Source organism: Klebsiella pasteurii (assembly GCF_018139045.1).
Lineage (GTDB): Bacteria > Pseudomonadota > Gammaproteobacteria > Enterobacterales > Enterobacteriaceae > Klebsiella > Klebsiella grimontii.
Map to the genome: position 1 here is coordinate 5339773 of NZ_CP073236.1, position 12749 is coordinate 5352521.

Genomic DNA, 12749 nt, shown 5'->3' on the forward strand with positions numbered 1-12749 from the left:
GCATTTTTTTGCCTTTAATAAATCCAGCGGTAATGCTGCAGGTCAATATGACCGCTGCCTGAGACCTGGACTCCCTCCGCAAGGAGCGCCTGGCGTTGGCGCTGTAGATCTGGTCCGGTAAGCGAGATATCGCCGTGGCGGTTGACGACCCGATGCCAGGGAAGATGGGACCCTTCAGGCAGACGCTTTAAAACCCCGCCGACCTGACGCGCCGCGCGCGGTGAACCAGCCAACTGAGCAACGTCACCGTAGGTAGCAACGTACCCCTCTGGGATCGAGGCGACTATCTGCCAGACTCGCTGCGGAAAAGTATCGTGAGAATCCATGGTACGTCCTGCTGCCGGTAAAGGCTCAGGATAATCGTTGTACGACGGGCTGTACAGATAACGGCTTAAGCCGTTTTAATGACGGTAAATTCCAGTGCCAGGCCAAGCACCTGCATGCCATGGACATTCTCATTCGGCGTATTGGTCAACAGGGTTTCAAGAAACTTCAGGCGTTTTGACTGAGCGTTGATCACCAGTTTTGCGCGCATGGCCGGAAGCTTAAGCGTTGATATTGGATAGACCACGCGACCGCTGACTTCGATAGGGAGTTTACGTAATTCAATGTGCTGGAGGACGCCGACGCTAGAGTAGAGCAGCGCGACCGGGGTGACGGCAAGTAGCGGATTTTGGCTAATGGTCACAAAATCAAGAAGCAGATCCGGGCGCAGAAAGTTTAAACCGCGGAAGGAAACGGTGACTTCGTCGATTGGCGGCATCGCCAGGGTAGTGATTAAACGCGGTGATTCACTCATTCAGATACCATGGTAAAAAACATTCAATTTATAGCGAACATTATGGATGTTGAGAGGCGTTTGTGCTGAGAGTACGCTCGCAATCTCCTCTCAGGGACGGGAGAATTTACGCTAAAAAGCCGCGATATCGCTCTGACTACGCGACTTTGCGCAATAAACCAGCACCCAATCGGCGGCGGCTTGCAATTCAGGGGTTCAGCAGGGATAATGCGCCAGCGCGTTAGGTAACTAGCGCTCTCAATGGGGGCTCTGTTGGTTCTCCCGCAACGCTACTCTGTTTACCAGGTCAGGTCCGGAAGGAAGCAGCCAGAGCAGACGACGTGTGTGCCGGGATGTAGCTGGCAGGGCCCCCACCCATTTCAGCGTGCCCCCAGCGCTCTGTGCAGCCAAAAAGCGACTTCGCTGATCCCTTCATATTTAATATCCACAAATAAAGTGTGTATTTTTTCAGTTTCTAAAACATCTATTTTTTATGCCAAAAATTCGCTACGTCATAAAATTGAAATTTAACTGAAATATTAATGTCATCTTTATGTCATATATAACGTGCAGATTATTCATGGGAAAATGTTGTTAGATATAAGCTAAAAATATATCTCTGGATCAGCATGTTAACTTCGTGTATTAATTATATGATGATTTTATTTCACGGGAAGCGTGACTATGACCACTGTAGTTCTGAACGTAAAAATTGATGGCGAGTTAAAAGAAAAGCTGCGTCAGTATGCGGAAGAAAATAACGAAAATCTAGGAACGGCTACGGAGAAACTGCTACTCCTGGCCTTTCAGGCAGTGGAATCGGCAGACGAGGCGGGGGTTTCGGAAGAAGATATCGATAGCCAGCATACCGAAGAGGAAGCGTCTCCATTAACCCCTAAAGAAATCAAAGCATTACGTAAAATTCTGAAGAAGAGAAAATGAAACAACAACTCTCTACAGCCAGCAACTATAGCGAAGCCTGCGACATGCTGCGTTCCGGCTACGTCAAGCACGTACGCCTGAACTGGAATATCGGTAGCGATGAGTTTTTTCGCATTGCCTCCGATTGGTGTGACACAGGTGCAAAAATTAAAAAAGATGAAGACGGCTTTATTATTTCTCTGAAAGGGTTTCCGATCCCGCGTCAGCATTAATGAAACTATTTCAATTTTGTCATCGGGCTGACACGTCAGAAAGACAAAATTGAACGGCAATTTTATAAAAACATCTCATATGCATCACGGATGATGGTTTTTGACGGGCTGGCTCCAGCCCGTCGATATTTTATTAGATGATTTTCCTCAGACGAAAGTTCTCCTTCTGCTCCGTAAGACTATGCCATAGCGGCTGCAATGTATTAAACGCGCTGCGTAGTTCCTCATCCGAAAGAGTAAAGGGCAAACGCAGATAGCGATCAAACGCGCCGGCCAGACCAAAGCGTGTGCCTGTCCCGATGTGAATTCCGCGGCTTTCAGCGCGAACGGAAAAGAGCGTCGCCAGCATGCCGGGTAATTCAACCCAAAAAGAGAGTCCCCCTTCCGGCGGAGTGAAGCGCCAGTGGGGAAAATATTCCGCCATTAGCGCCCCGCACATGTCCCTGCGGGTCGCCAGCATGGCGCGGCGTGACGGCAGCAGTCTGTTCTCATTCTCAAGTAACCAGCAGCAGGCCAGCTGTTCCAGCAGTGGGGAACCGAGATCGAGAGAGTCGCGTGCCTGAACCAGCGAGGCAATGGTTCGTGAAGAGGCGCGGATCCAGCCTATGCGAAGACCGCCCCAGAAGCTTTTTCCTGCCGAGCCGATGGTTATCACCGGGGCATCGGGATTAAACGCCGCTAAAGGCGGCGGCGGCGGGGCGTCGTACCATAAATCTACCATCGTTTCGTCTACCACCAGCGTGGTGCGGCTTTGCGCGGCGATATCCGCTACCCGCTGGCGCGTGGCGCTATCCATACATCGGCCGGTAGGATTATGAAAATCCGGCATCAGCCAGGCCAGGCGCGGAGCCGTTTGGGCGATCGTTGCCGCCAAACCGTCGCAATCCCATCCCTGCTGCGGTAACGCAACGCTAACCGGACGGCATGATGCGCCCTGAATCGCGCTAAGCGCCATGGGATAAGTTGGCGCATCCACCACCACTCGATCGCCGGGCCCGGTGAATAAACGCAGAACCAGCGCAAAGCCGCTAAGCGCCCCGTTGACAATCATCACCTCATCGCTGCGGGTTGGCAGCCCGCGTTCGCTATAGCGGCGGGCGATAGCTTCGCGCAGCAGCGCTAGCCCTTGTTGATCGTAACCGGTATTGGATAAATGCTCAGGCATAATCTTCAGGGCCTGGCTGTAGGCCTGATGGATCTCGGGTCCGGCGCTCAGGGCGGCAACGGCCAAATTCACCGAGAGCGGGTCCGGTTTTTGGGCTGACGTTTCCACCGGACGCTCCGGCAGGGCGATCCGCGAACCGCTTCCCTGGCGGCTATAGAGATAGCCCTCCTCCCGCAGTTGCCCGAGCGCGCTGGCAACCGTGGTGCGGCTGATATTCAGGGCTGCCGCCAGTTCACGTTCGCCCGGCAGGCGGGTTTCCAGCGCCAGGCGGCCATCGAGGATAAGCAGGCGCAGCGCTTCCGCCAACTGACGCCAGATAGGCGTACGAGAGGTGGACTCCTGCCAGTTGCCGAGCAGCCGTACCAGCGATTGTGAACCAAAGCGACGAGATGACATAGCAATCCACTTTTTAAAAACTGGCCATTAATTATCAATCCATTTTTGCTGATGATGGGGGAGATCGCAATTGTCTTGAGGTGAAAAATGGTACGTCGCTTGCTACAACTTTATATTGGTCTGGTCCTGTACGGCGTGTCGACCGCGTTATTTGTTCACGCCAATCTGGGGGCCGACCCGTGGGATGTTTTCCATTTAGGGATCGGCAAACAGTTTAATCTGGATTTCGGCACGGTCATGATCCTGACGGGAGCGGCAGTGTTGCTGCTGTGGATCCCGCTGCGGCAAATGCCTGGGCTGGGGACGGTAAGCAACGTCATTGTGCTGGGGCTGGCGGCAAACGCGACTCTGGCCGTGCTGCCGCCGTTTGATTCATTGGTGGCGCGTAGCTTGCTGTTGGTTGGGGCTATCGTTCTGAATGCGCTGGCGACGGGGATGTATATTGGCGCGGGTTTCGGTCCAGGGCCGCGCGATGGGTTGATGACCGGCCTGCATGCCCGTACGGGATGGTCGCTGCGCGGTATTCGCACCGCGATTGAAGTTTCGGTTCTGCTGATTGGCTGGATGATGGGCGGCAAGTTTGGCGTGGGAACCGTACTCTACGCGTTAACTATCGGTCCGCTGATCCAGCTGTGCCTGCCGTGGTTCCATCAGCCAGCCGCGCGTAAGGCTCTGGCGAAACCCGGTGAGGCTATTTCCTGATTTTACGCTGTTATCAGGCCTGGCGACTAAACTTATCAATTCAGATACGGCCGGATTCTCCGGTCGTACTGTTCACTTCGGAGATCAGACTCATGAAGTATGTTGATGGTTTTGTCGTTGCCGTACCGGCGGAAAATAAGGAGGCATACCGCGAGATGGCAGCAAAGGCCGCGCCATTATTTAAAGAGTTTGGCGCATTACGTGTGGTCGAGTGCTGGGCGGATGATGTCCCGGATGGCAAGCAGACCGATTTTCGCATGGCGGTGAAAGCTGAAGAGGGTGAAGAGGTAGTGTTCAGCTGGATTGAGTACCCCTCTAAAGAGGCTCGCGATGCCGCCAATGCCAAAATGATGGCCGACCCGCGAATGAAAGAGTTTGGCGAAAATATGCCCTTTGATGGAAAACGAATGATATACGGCGGCTTCGCCCCGCTTCTGGATGAATAATTCATCTTTGCCATCCCCATCGTTTGTGGGTATGGCGATAGACGCGTTACAGATGGCCCCAGCCATGCAGCAGCATATAAAAACCCACCACCATAATCAGGGTGCCGGAAATCCACGGCGCTTTGCGCGAGAGATCGTTCAGCCCGGGCCAGCGGTTGGCTACGTGCTTCAGGCTCAGCGCGGCAATTGCACCGGAAGCCACCAGAGTGAGCGCCAGCCCAACGCTAAACCCCAGCACGAGGGTTGCGCCCAGCGAGAACTTTTTCAACTGCAGGCAAATAAGCAGCACGGTTATTGACGCTGGACAGGGAATGAGTCCCCCCGTCAGTCCAAACAAGACGATCTGCCCGGTAGTGACCTGTTGCCCGTTAAAGCGGCGATTGATCTCTTGCGCATGTGCGCGCTGATGGGCGTCCTGCCAGTCATCGGCGGCAACCAGCGGATGTTGATGAACGTGGGGATAATGTTCATGCGGATGGTGGTGGTGATGCTCATGCTTATGTTCGTGTTCGTGTTCGTGTTCATGCTTATGTTCATGTTCATGTTCATGTTCATGTTCATGGTGATATGAACGAGATTCGCGCCAGGTACGCCACAGCATCCAGCAGGCAATCAGTACGATAAGGATCCCTGAGAACAGTTGAAACCAGGGTTCCGACGTTTGTGCATTCCAGCCGCGGCCGAACCACAGGCCTGCCATGGCCACCAGCCAGACCACCGCGGTATGCGATACCGTCGCCGCCAGCCCCAGCAGCACCGCCTGCTTTAATGTTCCGTGCACCGCCACGATAAATGCCGCCATCATGGTTTTTGAGTGCCCGGGCTCAAGGCCGTGCAGCGCGCCCAGCAGAATCGCGCTTGGAATAAATAGCCAGGCGTTGCCCTGCTGCAGGAGTGAAGCGAAATCGTTCATAACGTGATCCCTAACTAAAAAGTGCTTGTATGCTACTCCCCCCCAGTACATAAATACTACCCCCCAGTAGAAAAATACTCCGGGGGAGTAGGGCATGTTATGCTGTTCTGATTGCATACAAGGGTCGTTAGTGGAAACGATCGATTAATCAAATAGTGGATCGCGAAATGTCACATACCGTTCGTCACAAGAAGATGTTATTGACCCGATTGAAGAAAATTCAGGGGCAAAGCGCCGCGCTGGAAAAAATGCTAAACCGCGAACATGAATGCGCCGAGGTTTTACAGCAGCTGGCTGCAATTCGCGGTGCGGTAAACGGCATGATGATGCAGGTTATCCAGGGGCATTTAACGGATCACGTCGTTAAAGAGCCGGAGGAGGGCCAGCGCGAAGCTGACCTTGATGTAGTGATGCAGGTAATAAAATCCTATCTGAAATAGAGTCAGACGTGAGCAATACCGGAGGGCGCGGAATCCGCCTTCAGGTTATTCTCAGCCCAGAGGATAAATGTCTCCTTTGGCAGCGCCTTACTATAAAGCCAGCCCTGGGCATACTGCACGCCATGCATACGTAGCCAGTCGCGCTGGCTTTCGGTTTCGACGCCTTCTGCGACGGTCGCCAGATTGAGCGCTTTCGCCATTTCAATAATGTGCGGCGTCAGCAGTTCATACTCCAGCGTATCGACAAACGATTTATCGATTTTCAGGGTGTCTACGTCCAGTTTTTGTAAATAGCTCAGGCTGGAGTAGCCGGTGCCGAAGTCATCGATGGAAATACGGTGTCCGGCCTGACGATAGCCGGCGATCACCGGTAAAGTGGTTTGCGGGTCGACAAAACCGCGCTCGGTGATTTCCAGAATGATCTGCTGAGCGCTGATGCCCCAAAGCTGAAGCTGCTCTTGCAACAGGAGCGGCAACTTTGGCGAGCGCAAATCATCAACCGACAGGTTTATCGAAATGTGTATCTCCGGACGCCGGCGCAGCCAGTTACCGAGATCGGCAAAAATTTTCCGTACAATATCTTCGGTTAAGCGCGTTATCAGCCCGGTTTGTTCGGCAAGCGGAATAAAAATATCCGGCGATAAAAAACTTCCATCGGGCTGCCTCCAGCGAGCAAGCGCCTCCGCGCCGACGATCTTTCCACTCTGCAACGAAATAATAGGCTGGTAATAGACCTGAATGGCATGGGAATTCAGCGCATCAAGCATCCCATTACGCGGCGAGCGCAGCCTGCGCAGCAGGCGAAGCAGCAGAAATGAGGCCAGAAGGCTGGTGAACAGACCAATCGGCAGCCACAGCATCAGCTGCTGATGTAGCTTATTCTGCAGCGGCAACGTCGAGGACCAGGTGACGATAGCCAACCCCAGTTCCGGGATACGATGAAGACGATAAACGGTGCTATTGAGGGTTAAGGTTTCGGCATTCTGATGCTTAATTTTCTCCCAGACGTCAGCGTTGAGTGGTTTACTGCTGATGATGATTTGATCGCGTTTCGTGCCAAACAAAAGGGTGTGAATTTCTTCATGGCCTAACGGAATGACATCGATAAACGACACAGGATCGATCATCACCACGTGATGCTCGCTGCCCATAGCCGTCATTTTATGTTTCAGTCCCAGGTCGCTAACCGACGTCAGCCAGGTACGGTAGCCATCGGCAGTGAGATGGTCGGGAGTGGGAAAGGTGGCCGACACCTGGTGCTCTTCAAGAGAGGAGCACTGCGGAATACCCTCGCGTAACCACAGCACTTCCTGAATGTAACGGTGGGTATAGGCGATCCGTCGCATAGTGAGCAGATGCTCCGGGCTGCAGGTCGTGGCCGTATGCGCATCTGCTTCTTTCAGCGCCTCTCTTGCCTGATCGGCAACCTGCTGAACGCGCGCCAGCACGCGGACGGAAAAGTTGTCCAGCTCGCTATAAAACTGCTCTTTGGCCTGCTGCGTTGCCAGCCAGATGCTCAGCGCGACCGGCAAGATAATGGCAAGTATCAATACCCCTGTAACCAGACTCACCTGATGCCGGGTCGTCATGAGTATTTCCTTATTTTATGGAGGGGTTCGATGAGTATACGCGAAAGATAAAAAGGGATTCACCACGCGGGATAAAAAGGCCCGAATCGCAAGATAGCAACGAATTCGGGCTAACAGTGGATGAACCGCGACGCTCAAGGCATGAAGCGTCGCGGAGAAAAACGAGGGCTGGTATGCTGACAATAAGCGTTGTCAGCACAGACTCATATTCTAAAGCGCAATCATGACAATCAGATGTTGCGTTTAATGAGCGTCCGGCGCGGCGATGTCGGCGCTAATCCGCAGGTCATTTTCGTCGAAGACCATGCAGTAGCGATCGTCGAACGCGACGCTAATTTTCTGCCAGGGACGGAAATGAACGTCGCCGGGCAGCAGAATTTTGACATTATCGTGGCCATAGCACTGACCGAACAGATAGGTGTTGTTACCCAGTCTCTCGACGACTTCACATTGAAATTCAACCACGGTGCCAATATTCACATCAGTTGAGAGATGTTCAGGACGAATACCGAGGGTAACGGTAGCGCCGGGCTGCAGCGGCGATGTGGTGATATTGAGCGTCAGATTATGGTCTTGCGCCATCTTCACACTAAGCTGGCCCGGCTGCCATGCGGTGACCGTCGCGGGCAGGAAGTTCATTTTCGGCGAACCGATAAATCCCGCAACGAACTTATTGACCGGGTTGTAATACAGCGACATCGGCGAACCCATCTGCTCAACTTTGCCGTAGTTCATCACCACGATTTTATCGGCCAGCGTCATCGCTTCAACCTGATCATGGGTAACATAAACCATGGTGGTTTTGAGTTCATGATGCAGTTTAGCAATATGCAGACGCATCTCAACGCGCAGCTCAGCATCAAGGTTGGAGAGGGGTTCATCAAACATAAACACCCGTGGATTACGCACGATGGCGCGACCGATCGCCACGCGCTGACGCTGGCCTCCGGAAAGCTGTTTAGGTTTACGATCCAGCAGATGAGAGAGCTGCAGCGTTTTCGCCACCATTTCAACCTGGCGGCGAATTTCATCTTTTGGCACTTTATTCACCTTCAGGCCATAGCCCATATTTTCCGCCACGGTCATGTGCGGATAGAGCGCATAAGACTGGAATACCATGGCGACGCCGCGATGGGCGGGAACAACGTCGTTCATGACCTCATCGCCGATCAGTACTTCACCTTCGCTCACCTCTTCGAGACCGGCAATCATTCGCAGTAGCGTCGATTTACCGCAGCCGGACGGGCCGACGAAAACTGCAAATTCGCCATCTTCAATATCAAGGTTTACCTGATGCAGCGTCACTGTACTGCCGAACCGTTTGGTGACATTCCTCAGTCGTATATTGGACATCAACATTCCCCGGGTTAGTAGCCGTTTTTGCCGTTGGGATTTGGGCTGTGACGCGCTATTTGTATAACGTGTAACAATTCAGCCGAGCGATGCTCAACGACACTAAAATCATGCAGTGACTATAACTTCCAGAGTTTTAGCACCCTATATCGATGTTTCATTTCTGCAATCACGATCACACAACTGGCAGCTTTCAGTAGTTTTGTCAGCATTCAAAGCGTACCGTATAACAAATCAAAAATAACGGCAGATTTCTTTATGAATCACCGTTTATCAGTTAAATGAAAGATTTTCGGAAGTCACATCGCCCAATAAAAACCATTAAATTGTTATACCTTCACATGAGGTTGATAATGAAAAAGAACACTCTTGCTGCACTGATCCTTACTACTCTGGCTGCCGGGCAGCTGGTGAGCCTGCAGGCGCACGCGGCCGGACAGCTCAACGTCTGGGAAGACATCAAAAAATCCGACGGCATTAAGGCCGCGGTAAGCGATTTTGAAAAGCAGTTCAACGTTAAGGTGAACGTGCAGGAAATGCCGTATGCCCAGCAGCTGGAAAAGCTGCGCCTTGATGGCCCGGCGGGCATTGGCCCGGACGTGCTGGTGATCCCTAATGACCAGCTAGGCGGTGCGGTCGTCCAGGGGCTGCTGTCTCCCCTGACGCTGGACCAGGCGAAGCAGGAGGCCTTTACGCCGGCATCAATCAACGCTTTCCATATGGATAACGTGCTTTACGGCGTACCGAAAGCGGTGGAAACCCTGGTGCTGATTTACAACAAAGACCTGATCGACAAGCCGCTGGATAGCCTGCAGGCGTGGTTCGACTATTCGAAGAAGCAGCGCGAAGAGGGTAAGTACGGCCTGTTGGCTAAGTTTGACCAAATTTATTACAGCTGGGGCGCCATCGGTCCGATGGGCGGTTATATCTTTGGCAAAAACGATAAGGGCGGCTTCAACCCGCAGGATGTCGGCCTGAATAAGCCCGGTGCGGTGGAAGCGGTGACTTTCCTGAAAAAATTCTACACCGACAAGGTATTCCCGGCGGGGATCCTCGGCGATAACGGGCTGAACGCCATCGACTCGCTGTTTACCGAGAAGAAAGCGGCAGCGGTGATTAACGGCCCATGGGCCTTCCAGCCGTATGAAGCGGCAGGCATTCATTATGGCGTCGCGCCTCTGCCGACGCTGCCGGATGGCAAACCGATGAGCTCCTTCCTCGGTGTGAAAGGCTATGTGGTCTCGACGTGGAGTAAAGATAAAGCGCTGGCGCAGCAGTTTATCGAGTTCATCAACCAGCCGCAGTATGTGAAAGCGCGCTATGTCGCCACCGGGGAAATCCCGCCTCTGAAGGCCATGATTGACGATCCCCTGATTAAGAATGACGAAAAGGCCAGCGCGGTGGCGGTTCAGTCAGCGCGGGCGACGGCGATGCCGGGGATCCCGGAGATGGGCGAAGTATGGGGCCCGGCGAACGCCGCGCTGGAGCTTAGCCTGACCGGTAAACAGGAACCGAAGGCGGCGCTCGATAACGCAGAGAAGCAGATCAAGATGCAGATCGAAGCCATGCAGGCCAGCAATCAATAATCCGGTGATGTAACAGAACGGGAGGGCCGTCCTCCCGTTTTCAGAAGGAGTCGTGTGTGATTATCAATCCCAGCGAAAATATTGCCGAAGCGCGCGGCGCAGGACGCCATGCGTGGTGCGGCCTGTTGCTGGCTATCGTGCCGGGTTTTGGGCAGTTTTATCACCGCCAGTGGCTGAAGGGGATTGTCTTCCTGGCGCTGCTGAGCAGTTTTATGAGCATTTTCTATGACTTTCTCAGCGAAGGCCTGTGGGGGTTATATACCTTAGGCGAGGAAGTCCCGCGGGATAACTCTATTTTCCTGCTGGCGGAAGGGATAATCAGTGTACTGATTATCGCATTCGGTTTGTTGGTATATTTCCTCTCGCTGCGCGACGCCTGGGTTAACGGCAAAAAGCGCGATGAAGGCGTGGCGCTGAATAGCGTACGCAAGCAGTATCAGATGCTGCTCAGCGAAGGGTTCCCGTATCTGATGATCACGCCCGGCTTCATACTGCTGGTGTTTGTGGTCATCTTCCCGATCCTGTTTGGTTTTGCTATCGCCTTTACTAACTACAATCTCTATCACACGCCGCCGGCGAAGCTGGTGGATTGGGTGGGATTCAAAAACTTCATCAACATCTTCACATTATCCATCTGGCGTTCGACTTTCTTTGATGTATTGCAGTGGACGGTGGTGTGGACGCTGCTGGCGACGACCCTGCAGTGTACTGTCGGCGTGCTGCTGGCGATTTTGGTCAATCAGAAAGATCTGCGCTTTAAGCCGATGATCCGTACAATTTTCATTCTGCCGTGGGCGGTACCGGGATTCGTGACGATTCTGGTTTTTGCCGGTATGTTCAATGATTCATTCGGGGTGATTAACAACGCCATTTTGTCCTTCTTTGGCATCAGTCCAAAGGCGTGGCTGACCGACCCGTTCTGGACCAAGACGGCGCTGATTATGATGCAGACCTGGCTGGGTTTCCCGTTTGTTTTCGCCATGACCACCGGCGTCCTGCAGGCGATCCCGGACGATCTGTATGAAGCGGCCACCATGGATGGCGCCAGCGCGTTTACCCGCCTGCGGACCATTACTCTGCCGCTGGTACTCTACTCCATTGCGCCGATCATCATCACCCAGTACACCTTCAACTTTAACAACTTCAACATCATCTACTTGTTCAACAACGGCGGGCCGGCAGTAGCCGGGTCGAATGCCGGTGGTACGGATATTCTGGTGTCGTGGATCTACAAATTGACCATGTCGTCTTCGCAATACGCCATCGCGGCCACCATCACGATCCTGCTGTCGATTTTTGTCGTCGGCCTGGCGTTGTGGCAGTTCCGCGCCACGAAATCCTTCAAAAACGACGACATGGCGTAAGGGAAGCAACATGGCTAAATCACCGAGTATTAAACGCGAAAAGTGGATTCGCCTGTCACTCACCTGGCTGGTGGTCATCTTTGTATCGACGATCATTATATACCCGCTGGTCTGGACGGTAGGGGCGTCGCTGAATGCCGGGAACAGTCTGCTGAGTACGTCGATTATTCCTGAAAATCTGTCGTTCCAGCATTACGCGGATCTGTTTAACGGCAATGTGAATTATCTCACCTGGTACTGGAACTCGATGAAAATCAGCTTCATGACTATGGTGTTGACCTTATTCAGCGTGAGCTTCACCGCCTATGCGTTTTCGCGCTTTCGTTTCAAAGGGCGGCAGAACGGGCTGATGCTATTTCTGCTGTTGCAGATGATCCCGCAGTTCTCGGCGCTGATTGCGATCTTTGTTCTCTCTCAGCTGCTGGGGCTGATCAATAGCCATCTGGCGCTGGTACTGATCTACGTGGGCGGCATGATCCCGATGAATACCTGGCTCATGAAGGGCTACCTGGACGCGATCCCTAAAGATCTGGATGAATCTGCGCGGATGGATGGCGCCAGCAGCTTCCGCATCTTTATCGAAATCATTATGCCGCTGTCGAAGCCGATACTGGCGGTGGTGGCGCTGTTCTCGTTTACCGGCCCGCTGGGGGATTTCATCCTTTCCAGCACCATTCTGCGTACCCCGGATAAGTACACGCTGCCGATCGGCCTGTATAACCTGGTGGCGCAGAAAATGGGCGCCAGCTACACCACCTATGCGGCGGGCGCGGTGCTGATTGCCGTGCCGGTAGCGATTCTCTATCTGGCGCTACAAAAATACTTTGTTTCCGGCCTCACCTCTGGCAGCACAAAAGGATAAC

Annotated in this window: 14 protein-coding genes and 1 other RNA gene; 9 read left to right on the forward strand and 6 right to left on the reverse strand. The window is 53.2% G+C overall.

Annotation, left to right across the window (positions count from 1 at the left end; translation table 11 throughout):
* Positions 1-14: 14 nt before the first annotated feature.
* Both KCG39_RS24965 and KCG39_RS24970 read right to left on the reverse strand, forming a co-directional pair.
* Complete coding sequence (locus KCG39_RS24965; RefSeq protein ID WP_004129854.1) at positions 15-326, reverse strand: MGMT family protein; 312 nt, start codon at positions 324-326, stop codon at positions 15-17.
* A 65-nt stretch (positions 327-391) separates the two neighbouring features.
* Positions 392-799: a hypothetical protein gene (locus KCG39_RS24970; protein ID WP_004129856.1), complete on the reverse strand. Its 408-nt coding sequence runs from the start codon at positions 797-799 to the stop codon at positions 392-394.
* A gap of 250 nt (positions 800-1049) precedes the next feature.
* Between KCG39_RS24970 and ffs the strand changes: the two genes are divergently transcribed.
* The 3 genes from ffs to KCG39_RS24985 all read left to right on the forward strand — a co-directional run bounded on the left by ffs (position 1050) and on the right by KCG39_RS24985 (position 1932).
* Positions 1050-1146, forward strand: an RNA gene (gene ffs, locus KCG39_RS24975) — signal recognition particle sRNA small type.
* Between the two features lie 316 nt (positions 1147-1462).
* Positions 1463-1720, forward strand: a complete 258-nt coding sequence (locus KCG39_RS24980) for a hypothetical protein (protein WP_004129858.1) — start codon at positions 1463-1465, stop codon at positions 1718-1720.
* On the forward strand, positions 1717-1932 hold the full coding sequence (locus KCG39_RS24985) for a hypothetical protein (RefSeq protein ID WP_004129860.1): 216 nt from the start codon (positions 1717-1719) through the stop codon (positions 1930-1932). The genes KCG39_RS24980 and KCG39_RS24985 overlap by 4 nt, the downstream gene beginning before the upstream one ends.
* A 133-nt stretch (positions 1933-2065) precedes the next feature.
* On the opposite strand, the gene yczR is transcribed toward KCG39_RS24985, so the two are convergent.
* A complete protein-coding gene (gene yczR, locus KCG39_RS24990) occupies positions 2066-3493 on the reverse strand; it encodes a MocR-like transcription factor YczR (protein ID WP_049113917.1) in 1428 nt (475 codons plus the stop codon).
* Between the two features lie 87 nt (positions 3494-3580).
* Here yczR and yczE point away from each other — a divergent pair, with 87 nt between their 5' ends.
* Both yczE and KCG39_RS25000 read left to right on the forward strand, forming a co-directional pair.
* Entirely contained in the window at positions 3581-4195 is a 615-nt protein-coding gene (gene yczE / locus KCG39_RS24995) for a membrane protein YczE (RefSeq protein WP_049113919.1), read from the forward strand.
* Between the two features lie 92 nt (positions 4196-4287).
* Positions 4288-4641 (forward strand): DUF1428 domain-containing protein, encoded by a 354-nt coding sequence (locus KCG39_RS25000; RefSeq protein ID WP_004129864.1) that lies wholly within the window; start codon positions 4288-4290, stop codon positions 4639-4641.
* A gap of 46 nt (positions 4642-4687) precedes the next feature.
* Here the strand turns inward: KCG39_RS25000 and KCG39_RS25005 are convergent, their stop codons facing one another.
* Positions 4688-5554 (reverse strand): nickel/cobalt efflux protein RcnA, encoded by an 867-nt coding sequence (locus tag KCG39_RS25005; protein ID WP_142467853.1) that lies wholly within the window; start codon positions 5552-5554, stop codon positions 4688-4690.
* A gap of 167 nt (positions 5555-5721) precedes the next feature.
* Here KCG39_RS25005 and KCG39_RS25010 point away from each other — a divergent pair, with 167 nt between their 5' ends.
* Positions 5722-5994 carry a metal-sensing transcriptional repressor gene (locus tag KCG39_RS25010; protein ID WP_004129869.1) on the forward strand — a complete coding sequence of 91 codons (273 nt, stop codon included), beginning with the start codon at positions 5722-5724 and terminating at the stop codon, positions 5992-5994.
* 2 nt (positions 5995-5996) lie between these two features.
* On the opposite strand, the gene KCG39_RS25015 is transcribed toward KCG39_RS25010, so the two are convergent.
* Both KCG39_RS25015 and KCG39_RS25020 read right to left on the reverse strand, forming a co-directional pair.
* Entirely contained in the window at positions 5997-7583 is a 1587-nt protein-coding gene (locus tag KCG39_RS25015) for an EAL domain-containing protein (protein WP_112165810.1), read from the reverse strand.
* A 243-nt stretch (positions 7584-7826) separates the two neighbouring features.
* On the reverse strand, positions 7827-8936 hold the full coding sequence (locus KCG39_RS25020; RefSeq protein WP_049113924.1) for an ABC transporter ATP-binding protein: 1110 nt from the start codon (positions 8934-8936) through the stop codon (positions 7827-7829).
* Positions 8937-9289: 353 nt separating this feature from the next.
* Here KCG39_RS25020 and KCG39_RS25025 point away from each other — a divergent pair, with 353 nt between their 5' ends.
* Genes KCG39_RS25025 through KCG39_RS25035 form a run of 3 tightly spaced genes read left to right on the forward strand, consistent with a single transcriptional unit; the run spans position 9290 to position 12748 of the window.
* The gene (locus tag KCG39_RS25025; protein ID WP_004129876.1) at positions 9290-10522 is read left to right on the forward strand and encodes a maltodextrin ABC transporter substrate-binding protein; all 1233 of its coding nucleotides are present in this window, start codon (positions 9290-9292) and stop codon (positions 10520-10522) included.
* A 56-nt stretch (positions 10523-10578) separates the two neighbouring features.
* Entirely contained in the window at positions 10579-11886 is a 1308-nt protein-coding gene (locus tag KCG39_RS25030) for a carbohydrate ABC transporter permease (RefSeq protein ID WP_004129879.1), read from the forward strand.
* 10 nt (positions 11887-11896) lie between these two features.
* Positions 11897-12748 carry a sugar ABC transporter permease gene (locus tag KCG39_RS25035; protein WP_004129882.1) on the forward strand — a complete coding sequence of 284 codons (852 nt, stop codon included), beginning with the start codon at positions 11897-11899 and terminating at the stop codon, positions 12746-12748.
* Position 12749: the final 1 nt, after the last annotated feature.

Bases quoted from the DNA above. Each gene is read 5' to 3' on its own strand.
- KCG39_RS25005 (WP_142467853.1), bottom strand. From the start codon at position 5,554: ATGAACGATTTCGCTTCACTCCTGCAGCAGGGCAACGCCTGGCTATTT.
- KCG39_RS24985 (WP_004129860.1), top strand. From the start codon at position 1,717: ATGAAACAACAACTCTCTACAGCCAGCAACTATAGCGAAGCCTGCGAC.
- KCG39_RS24970 (WP_004129856.1), bottom strand. From the start codon at position 799: ATGAGTGAATCACCGCGTTTAATCACTACCCTGGCGATGCCGCCAATC.
- KCG39_RS24965 (WP_004129854.1), bottom strand. From the start codon at position 326: ATGGATTCTCACGATACTTTTCCGCAGCGAGTCTGGCAGATAGTCGCC.
- KCG39_RS25035 (WP_004129882.1), top strand. From the start codon at position 11,897: ATGGCTAAATCACCGAGTATTAAACGCGAAAAGTGGATTCGCCTGTCA.
- KCG39_RS24980 (WP_004129858.1), top strand. From the start codon at position 1,463: ATGACCACTGTAGTTCTGAACGTAAAAATTGATGGCGAGTTAAAAGAA.
- KCG39_RS25000 (WP_004129864.1), top strand. From the start codon at position 4,288: ATGAAGTATGTTGATGGTTTTGTCGTTGCCGTACCGGCGGAAAATAAG.
- yczE (WP_049113919.1), top strand. From the start codon at position 3,581: ATGGTACGTCGCTTGCTACAACTTTATATTGGTCTGGTCCTGTACGGC.
- yczR (WP_049113917.1), bottom strand. From the start codon at position 3,493: ATGTCATCTCGTCGCTTTGGTTCACAATCGCTGGTACGGCTGCTCGGC.
- KCG39_RS25010 (WP_004129869.1), top strand. From the start codon at position 5,722: ATGTCACATACCGTTCGTCACAAGAAGATGTTATTGACCCGATTGAAG.
- KCG39_RS25020 (WP_049113924.1), bottom strand. From the start codon at position 8,936: ATGTCCAATATACGACTGAGGAATGTCACCAAACGGTTCGGCAGTACA.
- KCG39_RS25015 (WP_112165810.1), bottom strand. From the start codon at position 7,583: ATGACGACCCGGCATCAGGTGAGTCTGGTTACAGGGGTATTGATACTT.
- KCG39_RS25025 (WP_004129876.1), top strand. From the start codon at position 9,290: ATGAAAAAGAACACTCTTGCTGCACTGATCCTTACTACTCTGGCTGCC.